Genomic DNA, 26,698 nt, shown 5'->3' with positions numbered 1-26,698 from the left:
GATGATTCATATTAATAGGTTAATCACCATATTTATGAACATTCTCATCCTTTAATTGGTATTGTGAATGAATTAAGAAAAATGTTTGGCAAATGTGAGTATAATACTTGAACAAAATTTGAAACCTTTATAATAGGCCGAAATTCCGGCCCATTATAAAGGTTTTTTTCATTGCTATAGTGGAAAATGGGTATAGATAAGGGAAAGGAAGTGTTGCCGTTGTATAAGTCACAGGAAAGAAAGCTCATTTGGCTAAGCTTTGGTGTTGCAATTATCATGCTACTTTCCATACTTGGAAGAATATTTGGAGGTTAGGGGGGCAATGAAATGGTGAATGAATCAGCAGTCTTTTGGAGTAGAGCATTAACGGAGCTAACTTTATCGTTCCATATTATTTATGCAACGATTGGTGTTGGTGTCCCATTAATGATTATGATCGCGCAATGGACTGGGTATAAAAAGAATGATGAGCACTATATTTTAATGGCAAGACGTTGGGCACGAGGTTTTGTTATTACAGTTGCCGTCGGAGTTGTAACAGGGACAGCAATTGGCTTACAGTTGTCTTTACTATGGCCGAATTTTATGCAGCTTGCTGGCCAAACGATTGCATTACCACTTTTCATGGAAACGTTTGCATTTTTCTTTGAAGCCATCTTCCTAGGCATCTATTTATATACTTGGGATCGCTTCGATAGTCAGAAGAAGCATATGTTGCTGTTAATTCCGGTTGCTGTCGGTGCGTCGATGTCAGCTGTGTTTATTACAATTGTCAATGCGTTTATGAATGCGCCACAAGGATTTGACATTGTGGATGGACAGCTTGTAAATATTCAACCTTTTTTAGCGATGTTTAATCCGGCAATGCCGACAAAGGTAGCACATGTTCTCGTTACAGCCTACATGACGTCCGCGTTCGTATTAGCATCTATTGCAGGATACCGTCTACTTAGAGGTTCTAAGCATGTATACCATAAAAAATCTTTATATCTACTTATGAAGGTTGGTCTGATTTTCTCTATTGCAGCAGCGATTATTGGAGACTTTTCAGGGAAATATTTAGCTGAATATCAACCAGAAAAACTAGCCGCAGCTGAGTGGCACTTTGAAACGGGAGACAAAGCTTCCCTTATACTCTTTGGTGTATTAAATGGTGAAGAAGTAAAATATGCTATTAAAGTACCTTATGCTTTGAGTGTTTTAGCACATAATAATCCAAATGCAGAGGTAATTGGTTTAGATCAATTTGCAAAAGAAGATCGACCACCGCTGTATATTCATTACCTCTTTAATATCATGGTGTTTATTGGTATGTTCATGGCACTCGTTTCACTGCTTTACGTAACCGGGAAAGCACGTGATTGGCAGTTTATTCATAGCCGTTGGTTTAGATGGATTGTTGTTGCAGGTGGACCACTTTCCATTATTGCAATTGAAGCAGGATGGTGGCTTGCCGAAGTGGGACGACAGCCTTGGATCTTATATGGATTAATGCGAACACCAGAAGGGGCGACAACGAGTGATCATGTTGATTTAATGTTGCTCTTGTTTGCAGGTGTGTATGCCGTATTAGCAGTAGGAAGTATCGTAGTGTTAGTTCGTATGTTCAAAAATAATCCAATTGAGCGTGAAATAGAAGATCGCCATGATGAAAAAGGCGGTGACATCTTATGACATTAGAGATTTTAGGTATTTCAGTTTTATGGATTTTCCTATTTGGTTATGTCATTGTAGCTTCAATCGATTTTGGTGCAGGCTTTTTTAATGCCTACAGCCTACTTATCGGAAAAAATCACATTTTAACGAATATTATTAAACGTTATTTATCACCTGTTTGGGAAGTTACCAATGTCTTTTTAGTATTCTTCTTTGTGGGGATTGTTGGATTTTTCCCACAAACAGCTTTCTATTATGGAACGATTTTACTTGTTCCAGTTAGTATTTCGCTAGTGCTTCTTGCAATACGAGGCTCCTACTATGCATTTGAATCATATGGCGCACGTGGGCATATTGGTTACACGTTGACGTATGGTATAGCAGGGTTACTCATTCCAGCCTCACTTTCTGTTGTATTCGCGATTGCTGCTGGCGGCTATGTTGATATTGTTGACGGGCAACCGGTCTTGAATTATTGGACGTTGTATACGAGCCCGTTTGCTTGGAGTATTGTCGTGTTGAGCATTGCAGCGGTACTTTATATTTCAGCCGTGTTTTTAACTTGGTATGCACATAAAGCAAAGGATCGAGAAGCTACAAATTTAATGCGAAAATACGCACTTGCTTGGGCGATACCATTAATGGTGAGCGCGCTCGGCATTATGTACGAAATGAAATTCATTAACCCTGAAAGTTACAATAACATGGTTAATTTATGGTGGATGTTCGCCATATCCGCCGTGCTGTTTATTATTACTGTAGTGTTAATATGGATGCGAAAAAATTACGGTCTTGCGGTTAGTTTATTGATTGCCCAATTTGCAGTGGCATTCTTCGCATATGGAATTGCCCAATATCCATATTTACTGTATCCGTATTTAACGATTTACGATAGCTTTACAAGTACACAAATGGCGATTGCACTCGTCATTGCGTTTGTTTTGGGACTTTGTCTGCTTATTCCATCACTGTTCTTGTTGTTGAAATTATTCCTTTTCAACAAAAATTATGTGACAGGAAAAGAAGACAATCACGCATAGGAGGGATACAACTATGACAAGTTTTTTGATTTTTTATGCACCATTTATAGTCGTCATCCTAGGTGTAGTTGCTGCTTTCTGGTGGGCACCTAGAGATTACCATACAGTAAGGAAAGAGGGAAAGAGTCGCGAATAGCGGCTCTTTTTTCTACTCGTGTAAAGGTGATTAGTTTGAAGAGAGAGCGAATCCCATTCTTGTCTTACCTGATCAGTCTAGAAGGAGAGCCGACCACATTTGAGCCTAATATGAAGCCAAGTTCTTTTTTCATCCGCCTCAACATGCTACAATAAAGAGATTGAAATGGAGGATGTACGAATGTCAGCACCCGTGAAAAAGAATGACCGACTAACAGTTTATATAGAAGATTTAACACATGATGGCAATGGCGTCGCAAAGGTCGATGGCTATCCATTATTTATCCAAGGTGCACTTCCTAGTGAAACGGCGGAAATACATGTTGTGAAAACGTTAAAAAACTACGGCTTTGCGAAGGTCGTAGAAATTCTCGAGCCATCATCAGATCGTGTAGATGCTCCTTGTGAATATTTTAAACAATGTGGCGGCTGCCAATTACAGCACCTGTCTTATGAAGGTCAGTTAAAATGGAAAGAAAACATGGTGCGTAATGTCATGCAGCGCATTGGAAAAATTGATGCGCCTGTTCTACCAGTGAAGGGCATGGAAGAGCCTTGGCATTACCGTAATAAAGCGCAAATACCTTTCTCCTCAAATGAAGCAGGACAAGCAATTGCTGGTTTCTACAAAACGAAGTCTCACAGCATTGTGGATATGGAGCGATGCTTAATTCAGACTGGAGAAGCGGATGCTATTCTTGCAGGTTTGAAAAAGGAACTAGCGGCAATCGGTGTTCGACCATACAACGAATTATCGCATGAGGGAATGCTGCGCCACGTAGTTGTTCGTAAGGCACGGGCAACTGGTGAAGTGATGGTTGTTCTCGTAACTAAAAAGAAAAAATTCCCGCAAAAAGATGCTGCTGTTGCGACAATCCAGAAGCTTGTCCCGAATGTCACATCCATTATGCAAAACGTTAATAGCGACAAAACAAACGTTATTTTCGGTGATGAAACCGTAAATCTGTGGGGCAAAGACATTATTATTGATACAATTGGCGATGTTCGCTTTGAAATTTCAGCACGTTCATTTTATCAAGTAAACCCTGAGCAAACGGAAGTTCTATACAAACAAGCATTAGACTACGCTAACTTACAAGGTGATGAACGAGTAATTGATGCTTATTGTGGTATCGGCACAATTTCATTATTCCTTGCACAACAAGCAAAGGCTGTTATGGGTGTTGAAATTGTCCCACAAGCGATTGAAGATGCAAAACGAAACGCGGCACTAAATGGGTTTACAAATACGTATTTCGAGGCTGGCCCAGCAGAGGAAGTTATTCCACGTTGGTATAAGGAAGGCAAAGAAGCGGATGTTTTAGTAGTTGACCCACCACGCAAAGGCTGCGATGAGGCGCTTCTTAAAACGATTTTAGAGCAACGTCCTAAACGTGTTGTTTATGTGTCCTGTAATCCAGCTACACTAGCACGTGACCTTCGAATTTTGGAGGATGGGGGCTATCAAACACAGGAGATTCAACCTGTGGATATGTTCCCGCATTCGACGCATGTGGAGGTTGTTACGGAACTGACTCTAAAGGAGCGATCATAATGGACGCAGCAAAAAAATGGCTCTCTATCCCGAAAGATATCAGGGAAATGCTCGTAAAAAACGTATTTTGTGGCAATTGTGGTGTAACGACAATTGTGAAGTACACTATACAAGAGGGGGAGTATGCCCCTGTATTGAAGGGGAAATGCAAGACTTGTGGTAGGGATGTTGCTCGGGTGATTGATTAGTAAATGATAGAACTCTGAAAGGATGGAGTGAATATTCCATCCTTTTTGTGTAAGCATGGAAGGGTTTTTAGTTGAATCTTATGCTTGAATAGAAGAGGTTACTTTTGATATATGTGATGAAAATTATACACCCCATAATTGGTATTAGAACATAATAATAGGCAGTTCAAGAACGTGGGTTTGATATCAAATGGTTTATAATTCGATTGCTTATGATAAATTAACCGTTATCTTGAATTGCTTTTTTATGTTTTTGGAATAAAGTGTCCACTATTCGGGGGTCAGTTCAAAAATCTATGCCATCTGCTTTTTGTTTATAAACATACCATTCAGGGGCGATTTTCGTTAAAATAAACATTACCGATTTTTTAAAATTATAAATGCCAAATGTATTTGTGTTTGATAATCAGTTATTGAGCATGATATAAGTGTAAATGAAATAGAACATTTGGCTTCATATTTTTGATTGAGAGTTTAAAGTTGTATCCATATTGAGAGGAATTGAGTTTGAAATGATAGATAATTTTTGGCGTGATTTACCACGACCATTTTTTGTACTTGCACCAATGGAAGATGTGACGGATGTTGTTTTTCGTCACGTAGTAAGTGAAGCCGGTAAACCGGACGTATTTTTCACAGAGTTTACAAACTCAGATAGCTATTGTCATCCAGAGGGCATGAAAAGTGTGCGAGGCCGTTTGATTTTTACAGAAGATGAACAGCCAATGGTGGCACATATTTGGGGGGACAATCCTGAGTATTTCCGTCAAATGAGTATTGGTATGGCGGAGCTGGGTTTTAAAGGCATCGATATTAATATGGGTTGTCCTGTCCCGAATGTGGCATCGAGAGGGAAAGGTAGTGGCCTTATTTTGCGTCCAGACGTTGCGGCAGAGCTTATTCAAGCAGCAAAAGCAGGGGGACTACCTGTCAGCGTGAAAACACGACTTGGCTTTAAAGAGGTAAATGAGTGGGAGGAATGGCTAACGCATATTTTAAAACAGGATATTGCGAACCTTTCTATTCATTTACGTACAAGAAAGGAAATGAGCCAAGTAGATGCACATTGGGAGCTAATTCCGGAAATCAAAAAATTACGTGACCGTATCGCACCAAATACACTACTAACAATCAATGGTGACATTCCTGACCGTCAAACTGGGCTGCAGCTTGCTGAACAATATGGCATTGATGGCGTTATGATCGGGCGAGGTATTTTTAAAAATCCTTTTGCTTTTGAAAAAGAGCCGAAAGAGCATAGCAGTAAAGAGTACCTTGATCTTTTAAGACTTCAGCTTGATCTTCAAGATCAATATGCGGAAGTACTACCACGTTCAATCTCTGGGCTTCATCGCTTTTTCAAAATTTATGTCAAAGGATTCCGTGGAGCTGGTGAATTAAGAAATCAATTGATGAACACGAAATCAACAGATGAAGTGCGTACATTACTTGATAACTTCGAATCAAACAATGTTGAATAGAGTTATGTAACTGCAAAAACATGAAAGAACGAATTCCAATTAATAAAAGGGATTCGTTCTTTTTGAAATTTATTATTATAATAAACCTTTTGAACGTTTTTCAGCCATTTCTACGAGGCGTTTTGTAATTTCACCTCCGACTGAACCGTTTGCACGAGAAGAGGCTTCTGGCCCTAATTGTACATTAAATTCTTGTGCGATTTCATATTTCAATTGAGTAACAGCTTCATGTACACCAGGAACTAGAAGTTTATTTGAACTACGATTAGCCATTTTTCTCACCTCCTTGTGATTAGAATGGTCGAGAGTTGGCTAATCATACATTTAAAAAAGTAAAATGCGCATTCTAAATACTATAGTAAAGTAACTTTTGGAAAGCTAGCTAAAATTGTGAATGTCTCTGCTATAATAAAGTAATACTACAATCTTGAAGATACGATTGTTAGAAGCGCTTTACAGTTAAAATGGAGGTTTTTTAAATGACAAACAATGATATTTTAATTCGTTTAAGATATGCATTAGATATCAAAAATAAAGATATGGTTGAAATTTTTAAGCTAGGCGGTATGGATTTTACGAAGGAAGAAGTATTGAACATGCTTATTAAAGTTAATGATGAGGAAGAAGCGCCAGAAGAATACATTAAATGTAATAATAAAATGGTAGAGGCTTTTTTAAATGGATTTATTACATTTAAACGAGGTCCGCAAAAGCCTAAATCTGGTCAACCAGAAGGACCACCGCCTGTTTCAGGAAAAGAAAGCCCTAATAATATGCTATTAAAGAAAGTGAAGATAGCGTTAGCCTTAACGAGTGAGGAGATGCTTGATATCTTATATGATGGTGGCGTTAGCGTCTCGAAAGGCGAATTAGGTGCCATTTTAAGAAATCCAAGCCATCGTAACTATAAAGAATGTGGAGATCGCTTTGTAAGGAATTTTTTAAGAGGGTTAACATATAAATATAGAGACTAAAATGGTTCGAACTTAGTCAAGTGGTAATTTTAGTTAATAACCAACAAATTACTCATGAACAAAGCAGCTGCAATTTTGCAGCTGCTTTATCTATGAGGATTTTTACGAAAAAATCTATAATAAGGCGAAAATTTTCTGTAAAAAGCGCATTTTTCTTAGTCGAATGTAGTTGACAATTTGTGACGGAATTGTGTACACTGAAATTGACATAAAGTTGTCACAAAGATGGAAAATAAATGTTCACGAACAGAGGGGTGCTTTTATGTTCAGTTTAAAAATTTTATTAGTTGCTATCGCATGTGTTACTATCCCACTTGTTGTTGCTGCAATTATGATAGACATTTTTTATGCAGAAAAGAAACAAGTTCGTTTTTCATTACGCCGTACATCGATGTGGTATGCGAGTATGTTTGCTGTGTCATTTATACCGGCAGTTTTAGTCATGACACTAAACGGATAAGTATTTTTAATATGAACAATCATTTAGGGGTAATTGATTATTTTAAATTATAGTAACAGCTACAAATATTATGTTGTAGCTGTTTTAACTTTTTAAGGAAATATCTTTTGTAGCGCAAGCAATGGGTCGAATTCTGCTGGATTAGCTTGTCTGCATTTTTTAAGGAGATTACAGCAGGAGTTGTGGAAACGACGATGCTTTCGAATAAGGCTGCAAAGGAAACAGAAAGTGTTGTAGAGCTTACGATGGAACAAGAAAGCTACAATTAAGATATCCTCCATTCTATTTTAAAACTGAACAAAAAATCCGTTTCAAAGTTCAGATGCTAGTAGCGCGAATAATTCCTATAGAAATTAAGAATGAAAAGATAATCGTTAGAATAAAATTTCTATTAATATGGATGAAATAATCCTATCGATTATCTTTTTGAGGGTGGGAGATGGATGAAAACCTTTTTTATTTTATTTCTTGGGATGATCTATATATTACTAGCAAATTCAGTCGAAACGGCTATATTTAGTAAGGCATATTTTTTAATTGGCTTAGGGCTAGTAATAGCAGGGATTTTTCGGTATGTGAAAGAACGATTTATCTATATCAATACATTAAATGAAATGAAAGAGGCGAGTGAGGAGGAGCTTATGGCTATCCCTCATACACAGTGCATCATCTCAAATGATTGTTTAAGTGCTTTATTATTAAATGAACCTACAAATACACTTATCCTAGCAAGTAGAGAAGATTTAGAAGAAGATTTGATAAAAAAAGAAATTCCATTCGAAAAAATATATGAAGTAGCTATAGTAGAGGACGACATGTACATTGCTAGGACGAGCAATAACTTCATAAGTGGTTTATTACTTGGCGAAGATATGGATATAGAAGAAGAGGAATTAGGTAACGAGGACTATGAGTCTGACACTATGTCTTTGTTGATGTTGAAAATTGTAGCTGATAATTTATCTGATCCCATTTTAGAATATGTTTTTATGGATAACAGTGAGCCTCTATCAAGAGAAGAAGATGAGTATCAAGAAGTGCTGGAGCTATGTGAGGAATGGTTTCAGAAGATTAGCGTGATAATCAATCGTTATGAGCTGGAAAGGGTACCAGTTAGGCATTAGTATTAAGGTGAAAAAAGCTATCTCGAACGAATATGTCGAGATAGCTTTTTTAAGTAGAATCGCCCTGAAGTAATCAGGTACCACCTTGAACTTTAAATTTTAAAATGCTGTAATTGGCTATTTAGTTCTTCAGCCATACTAGCGAGATGATTTGCACCCCTTGAAATTTCCTCCATAGTAGCAGCTGTTTCCTCTACAGTTGCTGTTGTTTGTTCTACACCAGCTGCAGACTCTTGTGAAATAGAAGCCATTTCATCGATGGAGACATTGATGGATTTGGAATTTTGAGCAACTTTATTTAAATTGCTTGAAATGGTATTTATGTTAAGAATCATTTCCTCAACAGCTTCCGAAATTTGTTCAAATGTTTCATTTGTTTGATTTAGTTGTACGGTTCCTCTTTTTACTTCCTCGTAGCCGGATTGTAGAGCGGTTGTTACATTGCCAGTTTCACCTTGTATTCGGTTGACGATTGTTGAAATATCCGTGACAGAATACTGTACTTCTTCTGCAAGCTTCCGGACTTCATCGGCTACAACTGCAAAACCTTTTCCGTGTTCACCTGCGCGAGCTGCCTCGATGGCAGCGTTTAAGGCCAGTAAATTTGTTTGATTTGAAATATCATCAATGACAGAAACAAGCTTGGAAATTTCAGCAGACTGCACATTTAAGCCTTCAACTTTTTTTACTGAATCTAAAACAATTTCATTAATGGTTGTCATTTGTTGTGTTGATTGTACCATTAAGCCTTTACCTGTAGTTGTTAGTTCTTGTACATGATTTGAATGCGCTTTTAATTCAATGCCTTCTTGTGTTGTTTCATGAATACTACGTTGGAAAGAAGTCATTGTTTCGGCTAAATCACCTGCAGTCGATGCTTGTGTTTCAGTGCCAGAGGCTAGCTCCTGCATTGTTACGGTAATTTGCTCTGTACCTGATTGTACTTCATTAGCCGATTGGGCCAGCTCTTCGCTACTAGCTGCTACTGTTTCGGAAACAGTATGAATGGAGCTTATTGTTTGCTTTAACTTTTCATTCATATTATTTGCAGAAATCATTAATTGACCAATCTCATCTCGATGAGTTACTGGAAGGGGTTCATGTTGCAGATTGCCATCCGCTAATTCGCTCATGCGCTTTGAGACAATTGTAATAGGTTTAGAAATATTGCTAGCAGTAACAATAGCGACTAGGATACCTGCGACTGTCAATACAATGCTAACAATTAACCCAACTGTTTTATTGCTTAAACTTGTTGATACTACGTCATCCCCTACCTTAGTAATGGCGACTGAACGTTTATCGGCCAATTCTTCATAACCAACACGAACATCGGTTACGAGATTATTGATAGCTGTTAAATTTTTTAATGCTAATTCTTTATCCCCTTTTTTATAAACATCGAATACTTCGGTATTTACGCGATTACTCCATGTGCGTGCCATTTCTACTAGTGCCGCACGCTCAGGTGTATTTTCGTATTTTTCTACAATACTATTACTTTCCTCAGCAATTTGACGATATTCATTAAATGTTTCTATGTATTTTTCATCACCTGATACAACATAACTTAAAGCTGAAGAGAGACGAACACTCATAGACATTGCTAAATCTTTACTTGCAGTTAAGACTTGTAAATCTTCTTCCACTAAACCTTCTGCTTGTTTTTCCATCTTATCATTAGAAATGTACGTATATGCTGTGAAACCAACAACTAATACGATTAAAAGAAGAAATGCACTTAAAATTCGGGCTTTAAGTGTTTTAAACTGATATATTCCCTTCATCTTTTCCCATCCTTTTATTGTTCATTTTCAATGTAGAACTGTAAAAAAATCGAAATAATAATTGTTATAGTACAAATATATTTTATAACTAATTAGATATATACATAAGCCCTTTTAATGGAAAAATTTAAAAATGGTTTTTTAGTACAATAACAAATCCTAGTTATGAATGATAGATAGTTAAATATATACGTCTAAATAAAAATTAGGATGTTTTTTTAATGCTTTTATGTATTTATACCTAACTGATGAGCTTCTATAAAATCATTGCTATTATGATCTATATTTTAGTTTGAATGGTATATTTGTTCCGAAAAACAATGCGATTATAGGAGGGATATGGTATGAACAAATAACTAAAAGAAGGATAGAAAAAGTCAATTTTATCTATCCTTCTTTTTTTAATTACTGTTTTTGCTTTGCTTTTTTTGCTTGTCGTTCCCATTGTAGTAAGGATGGATATGGATCAAATGCCCATTCTGTACGTCCGTTGAATTTGTAGATGCCGTAGTGAAGATGAGGCGGGAATTTTCCAGACGTTCCTTCTTTACCGTAACCAGAGCTACCAACAGTACCGAGAACAGTTCCAGGTTCGACAAGGTCTCCTACGTTAATTTTCTTATTATAACTACCGAGATGGGCATAATAATGATAAGAGTTATGATTATCTCGAATTCCTATACGCCAACCACCGAATTGGTTCCAGCCCTTTATTTCCACTACTCCATAAGAGGTAGATAGCACTGGAGTACCATAGCTAGCGAAAACATCTGTGCCTTCATGAATACGGCGTCCACCCCAGCCCCTATTTGCACCCCATGTACTTCGATAGCTGTAATCGTAATTAGTAGGGAGTGGGAAAGTGTGATCGTCAAGCTCTGTTGTTTTGAAATGACTATACATTTTGGAAATGGTGAAGATTTGATTTACTGCCTGTTCGCTTCCGTAATACTCCCATAAAGCTAATTTAAAGTCTTCATCAGTTGTTCCAAATTTGCTTAAAAAAGTAGCCATGGAGAATATTGTATCGATATCATCCTTTGGACTGGCAACTCCATCACCGTTGCCATCTAGTCCCATCCCACCAAAGTAACTAATGGTTTCTGGGCGAGTATCATCTCTTACAGGATTTAAAGCACCTGACCAATATTCATCAGAAAATTGAATGGAAATAATACTATCCCGTTTCGGAATATCTTTACGAACGGATTGCAAATTGCGTTCATATTGGTCAATGGCTGCTAAGAAATGCCACGGGATGAGTAATTCGTCAAATTGTACGTAATGGGCCATACGTTGCTGCACAATTTCTTCTTGTGTGGGCTCTTCTTTTGCGAACGCGACAGTGGGGGGAGTAAAACTCCATAATAACATCCATGATAAAAGGAATATAAAATGGCGATTCAATAGTGGACCTCCTTTCTACAGTTAGAATAACCGAAAAAATTTTTTTCATAAGTCAGTTTGTACACTATAAATAATCATAAAATGTCAATCTATTAACGCTTATTTACAGATTACTACCTAAGGCAAATGCTTTCTAATACATATGCTATGTATACGAAAGCGAGGTTATAGAATGGTAGTATATAACAACTCTATTACAGTACTAGGTAGCTGTGGAGGTGTTGCAAAAGCAGTACTTGCGATATTAAATAAAACAGTTCAAGACAAGTCTGATTCTATTAATCCTATCATCGAAAAAAGCTTAATTCATTTAGTAGACAAGAGGGAAATTAATCAGAAGTCTCTTGCGCATCTATATCCAAATTTAAGAAACCAGCTTGTCGTTCATCAATTTGATTTAATTGATCAATCGACATTAATGGAACATCTGAAAAAAACAAATACTACTGTTGTCATTGATGTTTCTTGGGCGGATACAGTAGAAATGATGCAATGTTGTAATAATCTGGGCATTGATTATATAAATACAGCTTTAGAAAATCCATTTATAGATGAAAATGAGGAATTGTATGAGGGTTTTGGTTTAATTGAAAGGATTAGGCATTTAGAAAAATATAAAGATGAAATTTCAAATGCTGTTGCAATAATTTGCTCTGGCATGAATCCTGGTGTTGTACAATGGATGACATTTGAATTACAAAAGGAAGTAAACGATGATGCATTATTAGCCTGCTATATTGTTGAGCATGATACTTCTTTCTTTAAGGATAAAAGCAAAGCCAAGAAAAATGTTATTTATACAACTTGGTCACCGGAATGTTTCTTAGATGAAGCCATAATGAGCTATCCCATGTTCATGAGTCAAAGGACTCCACTTTTTCTTTATGAAAAAGTATATGATTTAGAATTTAAGGTGAATCTAGGGGATAAACAATTTTTTGGCTGTTTAATGCCTCATGAAGAGGTGTATAGCTTAGGGAAAATGTTGAATGTGGAAAGTGGGTTCCTATATAAAGTCAATGACCATACGACAGAGTTAATAGAATCTAATATCGATGATTTAGATAATTTATGGGATTTTGAAATGGAGGTGCTTGATCCACTTAATGCTCCATTAGAAGGAGAGGATTTATGCGGTGTTCTGCTTGTCTATAAAGACCGTGAGAAATTTATGTACAATGTTATGAAAAACGAAGAGATCTTTTCTCAGTATCAAACGAATGCTACGTATTTTCAAGTTGCATGTGGTGTCTATGCATCTTTAGCTGTTGTACTAATGGATAAAATTGAAAAAGGTGCTTATTATGTTGATGAACTATTGAAAAACACAACAAATCAGTTTGGTAATTATTTAACTTATTATATGAAGGACTTTGTCATAGGCGAAAATAATCAGTCGGATGGATTATTATTAGAACGAATTAAGAGAAAGCGTTAAAACTAAATATTTTTAATCCATCTACTGGATATAATGTAGGTGGATTTTTTTATCTTCATTCTGGGCAATAAGTTGATTTTTCAAAGTAAAGTCCTTTAGGAAATGGTGTAGTTAGGCACTTTACATAGAAATCTTTAAAGAATGCAAAAAAGTATTGGGTATCATAATGTCATTTCCTTCATACTATGTTATAAATCAAGCCCTGAATGGAGGGAAGGCTATTAACATTTTAGATAAAGTGAAAAGCTATCGCGAAGAAGAAAATCGCCTAAAGTGGGAAGGTACATTTGCAGATTACTTAAACATCATCAAGGAAAGACCTGAAGTCGCTCAAACAGCCCATTCACGCGTCTACAATATGATAAAGTGTAGTGGTGTAGAGGAACGCGATGGGCAAAAAATGTACAAATTTTTTGGGCAAGAAATCTTTGGGCTTGAAACAGCAATTGAAAGACTGGTGGAGGAATACTTCCATCCGGCAGCACGAAGATTGGATGTTAGAAAACGTATTTTGTTATTAATGGGACCAGTAAGTGGTGGTAAATCAACAATAGTGACCTTGTTGAAACGCGGACTTGAACAATTTTCGCGAACAGATGAAGGCGCGGTTTTCGCAATTAAAGGATGTCCAATGCATGAAGATCCTCTACATTTAATTCCACATCATTTGCGTAATGAATTTTACGAGGAGTATGGTATACGAATTGAAGGAAGTTTATCGCCTTTAAATACGATGCGACTTGAAAAGGAGTATGATGGACGCATTGAAAATGTGATGATTGAACGTATTACTTTTTCGGAAGACAAACGTGTAGGCATAGGAACATTTACACCATCAGATCCTAAATCGCAAGATATTGCTGATTTAACAGGTAGTATCGATTTTTCAACAATTGGCGAATTTGGTTCAGAATCTGACCCTCGTGCTTATCGTTTTGATGGTGAGCTGAATAAGGCAAACAGAGGTATGATGGAATTCCAAGAAATGTTAAAGCTTGATGAAAAATTCTTGTGGAATTTATTATCTTTAACGCAGGAAGGTAATTTTAAAGCAGGTCGATTTGCGTTAATTAGTGCAGATGAGTTAATTGTTGCGCATACAAACGAAACGGAGTATCGCTCATTTATTTCAAATAAAAAGAATGAAGCATTACATTCACGTATTATTGTGATGCCGATTCCGTATAACTTAAAAGTTAGTCAGGAAGAATTGATTTACGAAAAAATGATTAAAGAAAGCGATATGTCCCATGTTCATATTGCGCCACATGCATTAAAGGCCGCAGCAATCTTTTCGGTTCTAACAAGACTGGAAGTACCGAAAAAACAAGGTGTGGATCTTATTAAAAAAATGCGACTGTACGACGGAGAAAATGTGGAGGGATTTAATTCCGTTGACTTAGAGGAGCTTAAAAAAGAGTTTCCGAACGAAGGCATGAACGGTATTGATCCACGGTATATTATTAATCGTATTTCTTCTGCTATTATCCGAAAAGAGGTACCATCCATTAATGCATTAGATGTTCTGCGTGCACTAAAAGATGGGCTTGACCAGCATGCTTCGATTTCTCAGGAAGATCGAGAAAAATATATGAACTATATTGCCGTTGCTCGAAGAGAGTATGATGAAATTGCGAAAAACGAAGTGCAAAAAGCTTTCGTTTATTCATATGAAGAGTCTGCAAAAACATTAATGAATAATTATCTTGATAATGTAGAAGCGTTTTGTAATAAAAATAAAATTTTAGATCCATTGACTGGTGAGGAAATGAATCCAGATGAAAAATTAATGCGCTCTATCGAGGAGCAAATTGGCATTTCGGAAAATGCGAAAAAAGCATTCCGTGAGGAGATACTCATTCGTATTTCTGCTTATGCTCGAAAAGGTAAGCGTTTTGACTATAATTCGCATGAAAGATTACGAGAGGCAATACAGAAGAAACTCTTTGCGGATCTCAAGGATGTCGTAAAAATTACAACATCTTCAAAAATGCCAGATGAATTACAGCTTAAGAAGATTAATGAAGTTGTAGCGAGACTTGTTGATGAACATGGCTATAATACAACATCTGCTAATGAATTATTGCAGTATGTAGGTAGTCTGTTAAATCGTTAATAATTTTGACCTATTCAGAGGGAATTATAAGACTATTGATAGGAGTGAATAGGAGTGTCCATTTAAGGACACTCCTTTTATCTTCATTCAGTGGGTGTCCAAACACTACTGAAATAGAGGAACTCGCCATGTACTGTGGCAAATTTCTGTGCGACAGCAATAATAAGGTTTTATCTGTGCGAAAGCGACAGCGACAACTACAATTACGTCAAGGTGAAATTAATCTTCATCTTCATTCACTTAGTTTTGCCATAGGTGAAGTAACCACGAAGTGTAATTGATTTTTCTAAAAAAGTTCAAGAAAGTGAATCACTAGCATAGTATAGAAAAAGCGAATTTGATAGATGGGAGAGGATAAAAATGACTGAAAACGAAAATAAACGTTTTGCCATTTCTCAGGAAAATTGGTCCCTCCATCGTAAAGGGCACCAGGACCAGCAACGGCATATGGAAAAAGTAAAAGATGCTATTAAAAATAATTTACCTGATTTAGTTAGTGAAGAAAGTATTGTCATGTCCAATGGTCGCGAGGTTATAAAAATCCCTATACGTTCACTTGATGAATATAAAATTCGATATAACTATGATAACTCTAAGCATGTTGGGCAAGGGCAAGGAGACAGTAATGTAGGTGATGTGGTTGCACGTGATGCTAGCAAAGGCAATCAAGCTAATGGTAAAGGAAAAGAAGCTGGTGACAAACCAGGCCATGATTATTATGAAGCTGAAGTAAGTATTGAAGAGGTTCAAAATGTGTTATTTAACGAGCTTGAGCTCCCGAACCTACAGCAAAAAGAAAAAGCGGATATTAAAACGGAAAAAATCGAGTTTAACGATATTCGAAAAAAAGGTTTAATGGGAAATGTCGATAAAAAGCGCACAATCCTTAATGCGCTAAAGCGTAATGCGATGAAAGGAAAACCAGAAATTACGCCGATTCATAATGATGATTTGCGTTTTAAAACGTGGGATGAAGTGGAAAAACCTGAATCGAAGGCAGTAGTTCTTGCCATGATGGATACAAGTGGCTCGATGGGTTCCTTCGAAAAATATTGTGCTAGGAGCTTCTTCTTTTGGATGACAAAATTTTTGCGCTCCAAGTATGAAACCGTGGAAATTGAGTTTATTGCGCATCATACAGAGGCAAAAGTTGTGACAGAGGAAGAATTTTTCACAAAGGGAGAAAGTGGTGGAACGATTTGTTCATCTGCTTATATAAAGGCATTGGAGCTAATTCGGGAAAAATATAATCCTTCTCGCTACAATATTTATCCAGTACATTTTTCAGATGGTGAAAATATATCAATGGATAATGAAAAGTGCTTGAAGCTAGTGGGAGAGTTGATGGAAGTATCGAGCATGTTTGGATATGGGGAAGTCAATCAGCATAACCGCTTCTCTACACTTATGTACACCTATAAAAAAGTAGATGATCCTAAGTTTAGGTATCATATTTTGAGAAAAAAAGGCGATGTATACGATGCTTTAAAGAGCTTTTTCAAAAAAAGTGAATCATAAACCATGTTCAAAGGAGGGGACTAAAAAGTGGAGATGAAAGAGCTTGAACGAGCGATTGATGAAATTACAGAAATTGCCTCAAGCTTTGGCTTAGATTTCTTTCCGATGCGTTATGAAATTTGTCCGGCAGATATTATTTATACATTTGGCGCATATGGTATGCCTACTCGATTTTCACATTGGAGCTTCGGTAAACAATTCCATAAAATGAAACTTCAATATGATTTAGGGCTAAGTCAAATCTATGAGCTAGTGATTAACTCAAACCCATGTTATGCATTTTTACTTGATACAAATACGTTAACACAAAATAAATTAATTATTGCGCATGTATTGGCGCACTGCGATTTCTTTAAAAATAATGTACGCTTCTCCAATACTAGAAGAGATATGGTGGAAAGCATGACGGCAACAGCTGAAAGGATAGCTGGTTATGAAAGAGAATATGGAAAGGATGAAGTTGAGCAGTTTTTAGATGCAATTTTAGCGATTCAGGAGCATATCGATCCATCCCTTTTACGACCAAAATTGGCTTGGAATACGGAGGATGAATTTGAAGAGGAGATTTCTCAATCAAAATCGCCGTATGATGATCTATGGAAGTTAGATGAAAAGGAAAAAGAGTATAAATCGATCAGGCGAAAAATAAAGCACTTTCCCCCGAAACCAGAAAAAGATTTATTGCTATTTTTAGAGGAGCATAGTCGAGAGCTCGAGGACTGGCAGCGAGATATACTAACGATGATGCGTGAGGAAATGCTTTATTTTTGGCCACAATTAGAGACAAAAATTATGAATGAGGGTTGGGCTTCTTTTTGGCATCAACGTATTATGCGTGAGCTCAAGCTAACGACAGCTGAAACGATTGAGTATGCGAAATTAAATGCAGGTGTTGTGCAGCCTTCAAAAACGACGATTAATCCTTACTACCTTGGTGTGAAAATTTTCGAGGATATTGAAAACCACTATAATAATCCGACAGAAGAGATGAGAAAACTAGGTGTTCAACCTAACTCAGGTCGAGAGAAAATGTTTGAGGTAAGAGAGATAGAGTCAGACATATCCTTTATACGCAACTATTTAACGAAGGATTTAGCAAAACGAGAGGATCTTTATTTGTTCCAGAAAAAGGGGAATGAATACCGTATTACTGATAAGGATTATGAAATGGTACGTGATCAGCTCGTATCGATGCGTGTAAACGGGGGATTCCCGTATATCGTCGTTAAAAATGGCGATTACCTTCGCAATGGAGAGCTCTATTTATCGCATGGCTTTGAGGGAATGGAGCTTGATCCGCACTATTTAGAGAACGTTTTGCCATATATTTATCAGCTATGGGGTCGTCCTGTTCATTTAGAAACATATGTGGATGGAAAGCCAATGCTTTATTCATATGATGGAACAAAAAATTATAAGCGTAATGTGTAACAAAAAACTTCTATCTGTTGGTATAAAATATTCCAGCAGATAGAAGTTTTAATTATTGACAGAGCGCTTCCAAGGGGGCGACAGAAGTTTTGGCGCTGAGTCGCCCAGCCGTAATGAAGATCAACTTATAACAATTATGGTGCTGTACCCAAATAAACTTTATTCATTTTCATCTTCACTACTTTCACTATGATTCGAAGATGAGTGGATATCGCTATCGATTACTACGCTGTCTCTTACTTTTATTCCTTGTTGTCCGCCAGCTTCGTCATTATTGTCACCAGCAATACCGCTGCTGCCGTTTCCGTCGGCAAATTGGGAGTTTACATTTCTAGTGCTACCGTTTATAGCATTTTGGCCGCCTTGGTTGGCATTGGTTCCTACATCTTTATTTATTTGTCCTCCACCTTTAGCCCTTTGCTCAACATGGATATCTGTATTGCCAATGTTAATAGTAAAATTGATAGTAATATGATTTTTTGAAGGATCTTTTGAACGTTCATTATCAGCTTTATAGTCAGACATAGTCTTCACCTCCTTTATTTCAGCATTACTATTAAGTTATTAATTTTTCTTAGGTTTCCTTGTTCATGTGGCCCTAAAAAGTATAAATAATGTGAGGGGATGGAGACTGAAAAACTGTTCCTTATCGTAAAATTTGTTAAAATGAATAGGATTTGAATATATGAAGAACTGGAACGGTGAATCAACGTTGAGAACATTTAAAAAGGTTTATATAGAAATAACGAGTGTCTGTAATTTAGCATGTAGCTTTTGTCCTCCAACTGCTCGTGCAAAGGGACTTATTAAAGTAGAACAATTTAATAAAATATTAGATGAAATACGACCTCATACGAAATATATTTATTTGCACGTAAAAGGAGAGCCACTTTTACACCCGCGTATTGATCAGTTGCTTGACGCAGCGCATGAGAAAGGCTTTAAAGTTAATATTACAACGAACGGTACACTGATTAAAAAGAATCGTGAAAAGATATTAGGGAAACCAGCTTTACGCCAAATCAATTTTTCATTGCATAGTTTCGACGGTCATGAAGGATCGGAAAATCGTGAGAAATACTTAGGGGATATATTAGACTTTGTGCGTGATTCAAAAGACTATAATACGATTATTTCATATCGCTTATGGAATTTACAAAAGGATAATGTGACAGATATTGCGGCACGAAGAAATCGTGAAACACTCGAAATTCTAGAAAATGAATATAATCTGGATTATCGCATCGAAGAAAAAGTACAGCCTGGAAAAGGTGTAAAGATTGCAAATAATATTTATTTAAATCAGGATCATGAATTTAAGTGGCCAAGCTTATTGGAGCCTGAGGATGAAGGAAAAGGCTTTTGTCATGCGCTTAGAAGTCAAGCTGCTATTTTAGTGGATGGTACAGTAGTGCCTTGCTGTCTTGACGGTGAGGGTGTCATTAATTTGGGGAATGTGAACGAGAAATCCTTCACAGACATTGTTCAAGGAGAACGTGCAAATAATATTGTCGATGGATTTTCACGTAGAGAAGCAGTTGAAGAGCTATGTAGAAAATGCGGCTATCGTCAAAAATTTGGAATGTAATAAATAGATCCATTTGGTTTCAGACTAAATGGATTTTTTTGTATAGGGGTTTTTATTCTATTCAAGCAAATAGAGCATTCCACATTAAAAATGAGGCACTTGTTCATACATATGCGATTTATTAAGTGTGAGCGAAGCGGCTCATCGGAAGCTCTACACATTAAGAAAAAAATTATAGCTCGCTATAATAGCTCCAACGTTATTGATTATTGGAGCTATTTTTCTTTGATTGTGAATCAATCGTATTTAAAAAATCATTCGTAATACGTACTACGTATTTCACTTCGTCTAAATTGCGCTCCCTTAAAACGGATCGATGTATGTCAAGCATAATGTTCTTTTCTTCAATATCAGTGACACCAGATAATTTTTGAAAATTAAAAAGCTCCTCAGGTGCAATATCTAATGCTTTCATTAGCGTTTCTAAAGTGCTTAATGTGATATTAGATTGCCCGTGTTCAATGTTTGAGATTCGTCCTTTACTAAAACCTAGTTTCCCCGTTTTTTCTGCTACTTCTTCCTGACTAAGCCCCTTTGAAACTCTAATAATACGGAGTTGTTCGCCTACTAGCTTTAAAAAGTCTGACATATGATTCACCTCTATGTAAAAAGCTAGTGAAAAACATTAAAAATGCCTATACCATTATAGTGGTATAATAGACAAAATGTTATAGTAAAATGGTACAATGGTTAGTGGGAGTATTTATTATGAGAAAAGACTTGTGTAAAACAGTGTGATTGATTCTTCAGTAGCTTGTTTTAGAGTATACCTAATTAAGTGAAGGATTGGAGGATTCGGGCATGGTAAAGCGTTATCGATTACATGAGGTTGCTAAAATAGAGGAGGGAAAAATAATACCGAGCAAAAAGTACTTTACAAACATCGGTGTACCATTCATTACAGCAGATAATTTAAAAAAGTTAATGCTAGACGGTGAAATTGAGCAATTACCAAAAGTTAATATTACCTTTGAAGAACATTGCAAATATGCACCAGTACCAGCTAAAACCATCATTTTTACTAATGCTAATTTGAAGGACACCAATAAATATATATATCAGAGTGAAACTGAACTATATATTGCAAGCGATATCGTTGCGATTATTCCAAATGAAACAATTGTTTTAAGTGATTATTTATTACATTTTTTTAGATGGTATAAAGTGAATAAAGAATGGCAGCATTTGTACTATATACCGATTGATATTCCGAAGATAGATATCCAATATAAAATGGTGCAAATTTTAAATACGATTCAGCAATTATTAAAAAGTAAAGAGTCATTGCTGGCTGCAGTAGAGGGGTTATCGCGGCATTTTGACAATGTTTCTGTGCAAGTTGAACATCACTCAAAAAGTTTACATCATGGGTTTCATCAGGCTCAGTATCTTTACAATCATATGTTATATAAAATTTTTAATAGTGAGCATAAATAAATCCATCACAGCCTTAATTTTACGGGATAAAAAAAGTCGGTGTTTGGGCTTGTGCCTTTACACCGACTTTTTTAAATTTCAATGATTATAGGTAAAATCATTGGTTTTCTTTTTGTTTGTGAAAATAGATACTGACCGACAGCTCTTTTGATTTCTCTTTTTAAAACATGTATTTGCTGCTTATTTTCTTCCTGAAGCTCATTTACCGTTTCTTTAACGAGAATATTTACTTTCGTTAAAAGTTCTTCAAAGTCTTTTGCATAAACAAAGCCTCGTGAAATTGTATCTGGTTCTGAAATAAAGGCACCATCTACTTTATTAAGTGTGATTACGATGACAAGCATGCCGTCTTCAGAAAGCTGTTTGCGATCGCGTAAAACTATTCCTTCAACTTCACCGATACCGATACCGTCGACATACGTATCACCTGAAGGGATTTTACGTGTTTGTCTAGCCGTGGAGTTTTCAATATCAACAACATCCCCGTTTTTCATAATAAACGTATGCCCTCTTTTGACACCAACGGACTCAGCTAGTAAACGATGCTGATGTAACATTCGGAATTCACCATGAATCGGTATGAAAAATTTAGGTTTCATTAGTGTCAGCATTAGTTTTAAATCTTCCTGATGACCATGACCAGAAACGTGCATACCTGTATGACTAGAGGAACCATAAATAACTTTCGCACCTAGCTGGAATAAATTATCAACGATTCGTGAAACACCTTTTTCATTCCCTGGAATAGGTGATGAAGCTAAAATAACTGTGTCATCAGGTAAAATTTTCACTTCACGATGATTGCCGCTTGCTAAGCGAGAGAGTGCAGCTAATGGCTCTCCCTGACTTCCCGTACATAGTACAACAACTTCTTCAGGGGGGAGATATTTCACCTCGCGTGCATCAAGTAACAAATCCTCTGGAATGTCTAAATAGCCTCGCTCAAGTGCGACATCTACAACATTCACCATACTACGACCAAGTAATGCAAGCTTCCTATTTGTAGCAATCGTTGCATTTACAATTTGCTGTATGCGATTAACATTAGAGGCGAAAGTAGAGATAACAATTTTACGGTCGGCATGTAAAAAAGCATCCTCAATATGATTACCGACAAGCTTCTCGGAAGGCGTTAGACCAGGTCGTTCTGCATTTGTACTTTCAGAAATAAGCACTAGTACACCTGCTGATCCAATCTCGGACATCTTATGAATATCTGCAAACTGATCATTGACAGGTGTTAAATCAAATTTAAAATCGCCAGTGTGTACAACATTTCCTTCAGGTGTATTCATAACGATTCCTAAGCAATCAGGTATACTATGGTTTGTTCTAAAGAAACTAACGTCAACTTGTCCGAAATTTAAAGATGAATCGGAATGAATTTCTATTAATTCTGTCTCTCTTAAAAGCTTATGTTCTTTCAGCTTCAGCTGGATTAAACCAAGCGTAAAGCGTGTTGCATAAATAGGGACATTTATTTTTTTTAGCAGATAAGGGATACCGCCAATATGATCCTCATGACCATGTGTCACAATTAACGCTTTAATTTTCTCTTTATTTTCCTGTAAGTACGTAATATCAGGAATGATTAAATCGATGCCTAATAAGCTTTCGTCTGGAAATTTAGCGCCACAGTCGATAATTAAAATATCATTCCCATACTGTACTACATACATATTTTTACCAATCTCATTAATGCCACCTAAGGCGAAAATCGATAGTGTATTTTCTTTTGTGGACAAGTATATCCCCTCCTAATTTTCAATTGTTTTGATGTCATTTAATTTTTTTCGCATTATGTAGTATAGCTTTAAGCGTTTCATCCTATACGAAAAGAACATTTGGCAATAATATTACGTTTTCAAGAAGAATAGAATAGAGGAGCGTAGAGAACAAAGGGGATGTGACTGGTTGTCGAATTACTTGCAGCATGCGATGTTTGAACATAGGTTTTGGCTAAGGATATTAAAAGACCATTCTCAATTTATTCATGATTCATTGTATCCATCGGAAACAGAGGATATAAAAAGAGCAAATTCATTTATTCAAAAATTTTCTCAGCTTCTTGCCTATGTGAATTCGATCGATGCCAATAATGCGGTTTCTTTTTCACTCACTGTCGATGAAGCTGTAGCGCAATTAAAGCAATTTAAATTTTATATCCTGCGAAAGCAATTATCGGGAAATATTAATATCCATTTATCACCTACCTTTATTAATCACATGGTGAATGAACTAGAAGAATATCAAAATGTACTTAGCTATCTGAAGAAGGGCGAAGTCCCACCAATCTTTCATGAGCTACATCATCACTTACTCTGGCTTTTAGATGCTTCAGGACATGCAGGTATTATTCATGACGATTTGGATGCTGTAGAAAGAAGATTGAGACAAAAAAGTACTACCTTTGCCCAACATTTTGAACAGTTTTATTTAAAAGCAGTGGAGCTTACAGGATATTTACGTTCAAATATAGACTCTTTCCCTGCATTAACTCGCTTTAGTCAGGATGTAGATCTAGAAATGAAATTATTCAAAACGTTTTTACGCGAGTTAGAGGAAATGGAGTTAAGTGCAGAAGTATTAGGAACGTTTACAGCTCTAATGGCGGATCATATGCTAAGAGAGGAGCAATACTATTTATCGAAGCTTGCACAATCTAGAGGTGAAGGTTAATTTGCACTAAAGGAAGTGATGGCAATCTGAGGGTTGATTTCAGGTTGCTTTTTTATTCCGATAAATCAGCATAATGTACCGATAAAACTAAAAAACATTCCGATAAAATTTTAGGAATGTTTTTAGTCTGGAGATCTTTTATGGATGAATAAAAACTCTAGTGCCGATTGGGACGATGCTCGCGAGCTCTTCGACATCCTTATTATGCATACGAATACAGCCACGTGAAACAGCATGACCAATAGAGCTAGGATCACTAGTTCCATGAATACCGTAGTGCTCTTTAGATAAACTCATCCACATTGTTCCAAAAGGTCCACCGGGATTTGGAGCCTTGTTAATGATTATAAAATCGCCAGTAGGTGTATCATGTAACATCCTTCCAACCGCAATTGGGTATTGCTTTTGAAGAACATTATCCTTATATAACCGTAGCCATCGATTTTCAGTAGAAATATCTATTCTATAAGGGATCGTATTTGGATTAGGAAATCCAGGAATAACAATTTGTTGTCCTATATAAAGTACATTCGGATCTATCCCTGGATTAGCAGCAATTATGGACGACAACGGTGTACGATAATTTCTAGCTATTTGGGACAAGGTTTCTCCTACTTTAACTGTATGGATCAAAATCATCACCTCCTATAAAATAAGGCACATCCCCAAAAGTAGGGATGATATTTGTTTAAACATATCCCCATATATAAGTTGATTTCCGTTCCGGCTGGACGCCCCCAGGAAAGGGCCCAGCCGGAATGGAAATCAACCACACGTTATGATGATGAGCCTAAAATAATTTCCTTAATACAGGTTATGCGGAAGAAGTAGAAAATACCTTTATATTTTCATGAGAATAACAACTGCTGTTAGTTGGATAGGATAAGCAGTAAACAACCATATCCAGTAATCGAGGAGTTATTATGAAAGAATTTAAAATTACTTATTTTTTTGATGAAATGCATTATGTACGGAGATTTATCCATATAGAATCACAAGAAAAAGCAGAGGCATTAGTTCGAAGTGAACGAGATCAATATATATCCTTTACTGATAGTAGAGGGATGTATCATGAGCTGCATACAAGACATGTTCGGGTCATTCAAATATCAGAATATCATCGCATCGATAAAAGCTCGAAAACGAAAGGTACATGATTTGTTCAACACTGCACATTCTATAAGTAAAGGAGTGAGCAATGATGGACATAGAAAAAAACGTACCACATGAAAAAAAGATATTCATGAACTTAGCGAGTAAGGATAAACCAGACATGGTGGAATCTGATAATATAAGTATTTTTGATTTACACGAAGATATGCAAACGGTTGATGCTATACCGGTTAGAGAGCTCAATAAAAGAGTAGAACGAGAAGGCGATGAATTGATCGAATTGCAGCCAGATGAATTATAGAAGGTAGGGATTTTCATGACTGATCATAACGAAGCTCAGTTTACTTCTGCTGGAACGGATATTAATGAAGTAAAAAGACAAAATGCGGAAAGTGGTTTATCTTACAATGAAGTGAAAAAACTGCTAGCCCAAAGCGGTGGGGTTGGTACGGGAAAATATAGTGATACAGATGTTGAAGAAGTAAAGCGAGAGATTCAAGGGAAAAGCCAATAAATTATTATGAGGGGTATGAAATGAAGTACTCCTCTCTTTTTATGCCGTAAAGCTCTCGATTGAGATGAAGAAAATCCCTGATTAACATCTCGCTTTATTATAAAATATAAGCACATGTAAGGAGGTGGACGAATGAAGGAAAAACGTTGTCCGTTATGTGGGCAAGAAAATCATTGTGGGGTAGTAAAAGGGCAAAAGGATTGCTGGTGTATGACAGAAAGTTTTCCTAAAGAAATTTTTGAAGAGGTACCTAAAGAGCAATGTATTTGTCAAAAATGCTTGGATACATATAAAAAAGATGAATCGTTTAAAACTTAAAAATAACTTCAACTGCTGTTACGAAACAATAAAGAGCATTTGGTACAATTGTCTACCGCACAACAACCTATCGGACATATATTACTCTGAAAGGAGTGTGTCTAATGACTAAACCAATTGTACTTAGTAATGTAACAAAGGCATATTTAGAGGAATACGAAAGGATCCTCAATAAAATGATGCAGGGCATGACCTATGTGACAATTACCTGCAGTATTTCAGAAAATTTTATTAAGCAAATATTACCGCATCAAGTAGCTGCTATTAAAATGTCGGAAAATGTTTTACGATATACCACTAATTTATTTGTGCAAAATCTCGCATTAGAAATAATAGCGACAAGTACTGAAATTGTTGAATGCCTGGAAGCGATACAAAATAGATGCTGTATCGTACAAAATTCGGAATGTGAATTGTATGAATATATGTGTGCATACAAAGAAATTACCGGGGCTATGTTCCAAGCAATGAGTTTACCACCAGTATCTAATAATATTAATATAAACTTCCTTCGAGAAATGATTGTTCACCATCAAGGAGGCGTTAGGCTAGCACAAAATGTTTTAAGGTTCTGTATTTGCCAGGAATTAATACCGATTCTTCAAAATATGATTAAAACTATGTGCGATCGTATTTGTGAAATGGAAAAATTACTGGATGCTTTAAAAGATTGCGAAAATTGCTAGTTTGAACACGGAGCTAAAAAACGCTAGGGTCGAAGCCGACTTTAGCGTTTTTT

At 36.4% G+C, this 26,698-nt stretch carries 29 protein-coding genes; 22 read left to right on the top strand and 7 right to left on the bottom strand.

Features of this window, described 5'->3' with window-relative positions; all coding sequences use genetic code 11:
• Positions 1-327: 327 nt before the first annotated feature.
• The 6 genes from AC3WSO_RS21475 (at position 328) to AC3WSO_RS21450 (ending at position 6,055) form a co-directional block, all read left to right on the top strand.
• Positions 328-1,674, top strand: a complete 1,347-nt coding sequence (locus AC3WSO_RS21475; protein WP_492533524.1) for a cytochrome ubiquinol oxidase subunit I — start codon at positions 328-330, stop codon at positions 1,672-1,674.
• Positions 1,671-2,696 carry a cytochrome d ubiquinol oxidase subunit II gene (locus AC3WSO_RS21470; protein WP_492533522.1) on the top strand — a complete coding sequence of 342 codons (1,026 nt, stop codon included), beginning with the start codon at positions 1,671-1,673 and terminating at the stop codon, positions 2,694-2,696. The genes AC3WSO_RS21475 and AC3WSO_RS21470 overlap by 4 nt, the downstream gene beginning before the upstream one ends.
• A 13-nt stretch (positions 2,697-2,709) precedes the next feature.
• Positions 2,710-2,832 (top strand): cytochrome bd oxidase small subunit CydS family protein, encoded by a 123-nt coding sequence (gene cydS, locus AC3WSO_RS21465; protein WP_256469478.1) that lies wholly within the window; start codon positions 2,710-2,712, stop codon positions 2,830-2,832.
• Positions 2,833-3,012: 180 nt separating this feature from the next.
• Positions 3,013-4,386 (top strand): 23S rRNA (uracil(1939)-C(5))-methyltransferase RlmD, encoded by a 1,374-nt coding sequence (gene rlmD, locus AC3WSO_RS21460; protein ID WP_492533521.1) that lies wholly within the window; start codon positions 3,013-3,015, stop codon positions 4,384-4,386.
• Positions 4,386-4,574 (top strand): hypothetical protein, encoded by a 189-nt coding sequence (locus AC3WSO_RS21455; protein WP_132363450.1) that lies wholly within the window; start codon positions 4,386-4,388, stop codon positions 4,572-4,574. The genes rlmD and AC3WSO_RS21455 overlap by 1 nt, the downstream gene beginning before the upstream one ends.
• 512 nt (positions 4,575-5,086) lie before the next feature.
• Entirely contained in the window at positions 5,087-6,055 is a 969-nt protein-coding gene (locus AC3WSO_RS21450) for a tRNA dihydrouridine synthase (protein ID WP_492533519.1), read from the top strand.
• Between the two features lie 75 nt (positions 6,056-6,130).
• Here the strand turns inward: AC3WSO_RS21450 and AC3WSO_RS21445 are convergent, their stop codons facing one another.
• Positions 6,131-6,328, bottom strand: coding sequence for an alpha/beta-type small acid-soluble spore protein (locus tag AC3WSO_RS21445; RefSeq protein WP_079562673.1), 198 nt, complete (start codon positions 6,326-6,328; stop codon positions 6,131-6,133).
• A 206-nt stretch (positions 6,329-6,534) separates the two neighbouring features.
• On the opposite strand from AC3WSO_RS21445, the gene AC3WSO_RS21440 reads away from it, so the two are divergent.
• From AC3WSO_RS21440 to AC3WSO_RS21425, 4 genes are all read left to right on the top strand, one after another.
• Positions 6,535-7,029 carry a YehS family protein gene (locus AC3WSO_RS21440; protein WP_197143587.1) on the top strand — a complete coding sequence of 165 codons (495 nt, stop codon included), beginning with the start codon at positions 6,535-6,537 and terminating at the stop codon, positions 7,027-7,029.
• A 262-nt stretch (positions 7,030-7,291) separates the two neighbouring features.
• A complete protein-coding gene (locus AC3WSO_RS21435) occupies positions 7,292-7,489 on the top strand; it encodes a hypothetical protein (protein ID WP_079562675.1) in 198 nt (65 codons plus the stop codon).
• A 146-nt stretch (positions 7,490-7,635) separates the two neighbouring features.
• Complete coding sequence (locus AC3WSO_RS21430) at positions 7,636-7,758, top strand: hypothetical protein (RefSeq protein WP_492533517.1); 123 nt, start codon at positions 7,636-7,638, stop codon at positions 7,756-7,758.
• A 174-nt stretch (positions 7,759-7,932) separates the two neighbouring features.
• A complete protein-coding gene (locus AC3WSO_RS21425) occupies positions 7,933-8,613 on the top strand; it encodes a hypothetical protein (RefSeq protein WP_492533515.1) in 681 nt (226 codons plus the stop codon).
• 92 nt (positions 8,614-8,705) lie between these two features.
• Here the strand turns inward: AC3WSO_RS21425 and AC3WSO_RS21420 are convergent, their stop codons facing one another.
• On the bottom strand, positions 8,706-10,400 hold the full coding sequence (locus AC3WSO_RS21420) for a methyl-accepting chemotaxis protein (protein WP_492533513.1): 1,695 nt from the start codon (positions 10,398-10,400) through the stop codon (positions 8,706-8,708).
• 405 nt (positions 10,401-10,805) lie between these two features.
• Positions 10,806-11,807, bottom strand: coding sequence for a M23 family metallopeptidase (locus AC3WSO_RS21415; protein ID WP_492533511.1), 1,002 nt, complete (start codon positions 11,805-11,807; stop codon positions 10,806-10,808).
• Positions 11,808-11,979: 172 nt separating this feature from the next.
• Here AC3WSO_RS21415 and AC3WSO_RS21410 point away from each other — a divergent pair, with 172 nt between their 5' ends.
• The 4 genes from AC3WSO_RS21410 to AC3WSO_RS21395 all read left to right on the top strand — a co-directional run bounded on the left by AC3WSO_RS21410 (position 11,980) and on the right by AC3WSO_RS21395 (position 18,310).
• Complete coding sequence (locus tag AC3WSO_RS21410; RefSeq protein WP_492533509.1) at positions 11,980-13,245, top strand: saccharopine dehydrogenase NADP-binding domain-containing protein; 1,266 nt, start codon at positions 11,980-11,982, stop codon at positions 13,243-13,245.
• 220 nt (positions 13,246-13,465) lie between these two features.
• Entirely contained in the window at positions 13,466-15,361 is a 1,896-nt protein-coding gene (locus AC3WSO_RS21405; RefSeq protein WP_492534447.1) for a PrkA family serine protein kinase, read from the top strand.
• Positions 15,362-15,721: 360 nt separating this feature from the next.
• On the top strand, positions 15,722-16,879 hold the full coding sequence (gene yhbH / locus AC3WSO_RS21400; protein ID WP_349661055.1) for a sporulation protein YhbH: 1,158 nt from the start codon (positions 15,722-15,724) through the stop codon (positions 16,877-16,879).
• Between the two features lie 33 nt (positions 16,880-16,912).
• Complete coding sequence (locus AC3WSO_RS21395; protein WP_492534445.1) at positions 16,913-18,310, top strand: SpoVR family protein; 1,398 nt, start codon at positions 16,913-16,915, stop codon at positions 18,308-18,310.
• Between the two features lie 159 nt (positions 18,311-18,469).
• Here the strand turns inward: AC3WSO_RS21395 and AC3WSO_RS21390 are convergent, their stop codons facing one another.
• Positions 18,470-18,835, bottom strand: a complete 366-nt coding sequence (locus tag AC3WSO_RS21390; RefSeq protein WP_492533507.1) for a hypothetical protein — start codon at positions 18,833-18,835, stop codon at positions 18,470-18,472.
• Between the two features lie 187 nt (positions 18,836-19,022).
• Here AC3WSO_RS21390 and AC3WSO_RS21385 point away from each other — a divergent pair, with 187 nt between their 5' ends.
• Positions 19,023-19,898 (top strand): radical SAM/SPASM domain-containing protein, encoded by an 876-nt coding sequence (locus tag AC3WSO_RS21385; protein ID WP_492534443.1) that lies wholly within the window; start codon positions 19,023-19,025, stop codon positions 19,896-19,898.
• Positions 19,899-20,097: 199 nt separating this feature from the next.
• On the opposite strand, the gene AC3WSO_RS21380 is transcribed toward AC3WSO_RS21385, so the two are convergent.
• On the bottom strand, positions 20,098-20,487 hold the full coding sequence (locus tag AC3WSO_RS21380) for a helix-turn-helix domain-containing protein (RefSeq protein ID WP_492533505.1): 390 nt from the start codon (positions 20,485-20,487) through the stop codon (positions 20,098-20,100).
• A 212-nt stretch (positions 20,488-20,699) separates the two neighbouring features.
• Here AC3WSO_RS21380 and AC3WSO_RS21375 point away from each other — a divergent pair, with 212 nt between their 5' ends.
• On the top strand, positions 20,700-21,335 hold the full coding sequence (locus tag AC3WSO_RS21375; protein WP_492533503.1) for a restriction endonuclease subunit S: 636 nt from the start codon (positions 20,700-20,702) through the stop codon (positions 21,333-21,335).
• Positions 21,336-21,406: 71 nt separating this feature from the next.
• Here AC3WSO_RS21375 and AC3WSO_RS21370 read toward each other — a convergent pair whose 3' ends face one another.
• Entirely contained in the window at positions 21,407-23,080 is a 1,674-nt protein-coding gene (locus AC3WSO_RS21370; protein WP_492533501.1) for a ribonuclease J, read from the bottom strand.
• A gap of 169 nt (positions 23,081-23,249) precedes the next feature.
• Between AC3WSO_RS21370 and AC3WSO_RS21365 the strand changes: the two genes are divergently transcribed.
• Positions 23,250-24,014, top strand: a complete 765-nt coding sequence (locus AC3WSO_RS21365) for a DUF2935 domain-containing protein (RefSeq protein ID WP_492533499.1) — start codon at positions 23,250-23,252, stop codon at positions 24,012-24,014.
• A gap of 138 nt (positions 24,015-24,152) precedes the next feature.
• Here the strand turns inward: AC3WSO_RS21365 and AC3WSO_RS21360 are convergent, their stop codons facing one another.
• A complete protein-coding gene (locus AC3WSO_RS21360; protein ID WP_492533497.1) occupies positions 24,153-24,647 on the bottom strand; it encodes a L,D-transpeptidase family protein in 495 nt (164 codons plus the stop codon).
• Positions 24,648-24,937: 290 nt separating this feature from the next.
• Between AC3WSO_RS21360 and AC3WSO_RS21355 the strand changes: the two genes are divergently transcribed.
• The 5 genes from AC3WSO_RS21355 (at position 24,938) to AC3WSO_RS21335 (ending at position 26,645) form a co-directional block, all read left to right on the top strand.
• Complete coding sequence (locus tag AC3WSO_RS21355; protein ID WP_197143573.1) at positions 24,938-25,171, top strand: hypothetical protein; 234 nt, start codon at positions 24,938-24,940, stop codon at positions 25,169-25,171.
• Positions 25,172-25,215: 44 nt separating this feature from the next.
• Positions 25,216-25,428 carry a YczO family protein gene (locus tag AC3WSO_RS21350; RefSeq protein ID WP_492534441.1) on the top strand — a complete coding sequence of 71 codons (213 nt, stop codon included), beginning with the start codon at positions 25,216-25,218 and terminating at the stop codon, positions 25,426-25,428.
• Between the two features lie 15 nt (positions 25,429-25,443).
• Positions 25,444-25,641, top strand: a complete 198-nt coding sequence (locus tag AC3WSO_RS21345; RefSeq protein ID WP_492533495.1) for a gamma-type small acid-soluble spore protein — start codon at positions 25,444-25,446, stop codon at positions 25,639-25,641.
• A gap of 132 nt (positions 25,642-25,773) precedes the next feature.
• The gene (locus AC3WSO_RS21340; RefSeq protein WP_492533493.1) at positions 25,774-25,959 is read left to right on the top strand and encodes a cysteine-rich CWC family protein; all 186 of its coding nucleotides are present in this window, start codon (positions 25,774-25,776) and stop codon (positions 25,957-25,959) included.
• 104 nt (positions 25,960-26,063) lie between these two features.
• Positions 26,064-26,645, top strand: coding sequence for a DUF305 domain-containing protein (locus AC3WSO_RS21335; protein WP_492533491.1), 582 nt, complete (start codon positions 26,064-26,066; stop codon positions 26,643-26,645).
• Positions 26,646-26,698 lie beyond the last annotated feature (53 nt).

It is taken from the genome of Lysinibacillus sp. EB106-09-02-XG168 (assembly GCF_058791475.1).
This window is presented reverse-complemented; position numbering and strand designations above follow the sequence as displayed.

What these genes read in the sequence shown, in the direction of transcription:
- AC3WSO_RS21375 (WP_492533503.1), top strand. Translation starts at nt 20,700, where the DNA reads ATGGTAAAGCGTTATCGATTACATGAGGTTGCTAAAATAGAGGAGGGA.
- rlmD (WP_492533521.1), top strand. Translation starts at nt 3,013, where the DNA reads ATGTCAGCACCCGTGAAAAAGAATGACCGACTAACAGTTTATATAGAA.
- AC3WSO_RS21475 (WP_492533524.1), top strand. Translation starts at nt 328, where the DNA reads ATGGTGAATGAATCAGCAGTCTTTTGGAGTAGAGCATTAACGGAGCTA.
- AC3WSO_RS21355 (WP_197143573.1), top strand. Translation starts at nt 24,938, where the DNA reads ATGAAAGAATTTAAAATTACTTATTTTTTTGATGAAATGCATTATGTA.
- yhbH (WP_349661055.1), top strand. Translation starts at nt 15,722, where the DNA reads ATGACTGAAAACGAAAATAAACGTTTTGCCATTTCTCAGGAAAATTGG.
- AC3WSO_RS21345 (WP_492533495.1), top strand. Translation starts at nt 25,444, where the DNA reads ATGACTGATCATAACGAAGCTCAGTTTACTTCTGCTGGAACGGATATT.
- AC3WSO_RS21420 (WP_492533513.1), bottom strand. Translation starts at nt 10,400, where the DNA reads ATGAAGGGAATATATCAGTTTAAAACACTTAAAGCCCGAATTTTAAGT.
- AC3WSO_RS21390 (WP_492533507.1), bottom strand. Translation starts at nt 18,835, where the DNA reads ATGTCTGACTATAAAGCTGATAATGAACGTTCAAAAGATCCTTCAAAA.
- AC3WSO_RS21455 (WP_132363450.1), top strand. Translation starts at nt 4,386, where the DNA reads ATGGACGCAGCAAAAAAATGGCTCTCTATCCCGAAAGATATCAGGGAA.
- AC3WSO_RS21445 (WP_079562673.1), bottom strand. Translation starts at nt 6,328, where the DNA reads ATGGCTAATCGTAGTTCAAATAAACTTCTAGTTCCTGGTGTACATGAA.
- AC3WSO_RS21440 (WP_197143587.1), top strand. Translation starts at nt 6,535, where the DNA reads ATGACAAACAATGATATTTTAATTCGTTTAAGATATGCATTAGATATC.
- AC3WSO_RS21435 (WP_079562675.1), top strand. Translation starts at nt 7,292, where the DNA reads ATGTTCAGTTTAAAAATTTTATTAGTTGCTATCGCATGTGTTACTATC.
- AC3WSO_RS21340 (WP_492533493.1), top strand. Translation starts at nt 25,774, where the DNA reads ATGAAGGAAAAACGTTGTCCGTTATGTGGGCAAGAAAATCATTGTGGG.
- AC3WSO_RS21450 (WP_492533519.1), top strand. Translation starts at nt 5,087, where the DNA reads ATGATAGATAATTTTTGGCGTGATTTACCACGACCATTTTTTGTACTT.
- cydS (WP_256469478.1), top strand. Translation starts at nt 2,710, where the DNA reads ATGACAAGTTTTTTGATTTTTTATGCACCATTTATAGTCGTCATCCTA.
- AC3WSO_RS21425 (WP_492533515.1), top strand. Translation starts at nt 7,933, where the DNA reads ATGAAAACCTTTTTTATTTTATTTCTTGGGATGATCTATATATTACTA.
- AC3WSO_RS21395 (WP_492534445.1), top strand. Translation starts at nt 16,913, where the DNA reads ATGAAAGAGCTTGAACGAGCGATTGATGAAATTACAGAAATTGCCTCA.
- AC3WSO_RS21350 (WP_492534441.1), top strand. Translation starts at nt 25,216, where the DNA reads ATGGACATAGAAAAAAACGTACCACATGAAAAAAAGATATTCATGAAC.
- AC3WSO_RS21470 (WP_492533522.1), top strand. Translation starts at nt 1,671, where the DNA reads ATGACATTAGAGATTTTAGGTATTTCAGTTTTATGGATTTTCCTATTT.
- AC3WSO_RS21380 (WP_492533505.1), bottom strand. Translation starts at nt 20,487, where the DNA reads ATGTCAGACTTTTTAAAGCTAGTAGGCGAACAACTCCGTATTATTAGA.
- AC3WSO_RS21335 (WP_492533491.1), top strand. Translation starts at nt 26,064, where the DNA reads ATGACTAAACCAATTGTACTTAGTAATGTAACAAAGGCATATTTAGAG.
- AC3WSO_RS21410 (WP_492533509.1), top strand. Translation starts at nt 11,980, where the DNA reads ATGGTAGTATATAACAACTCTATTACAGTACTAGGTAGCTGTGGAGGT.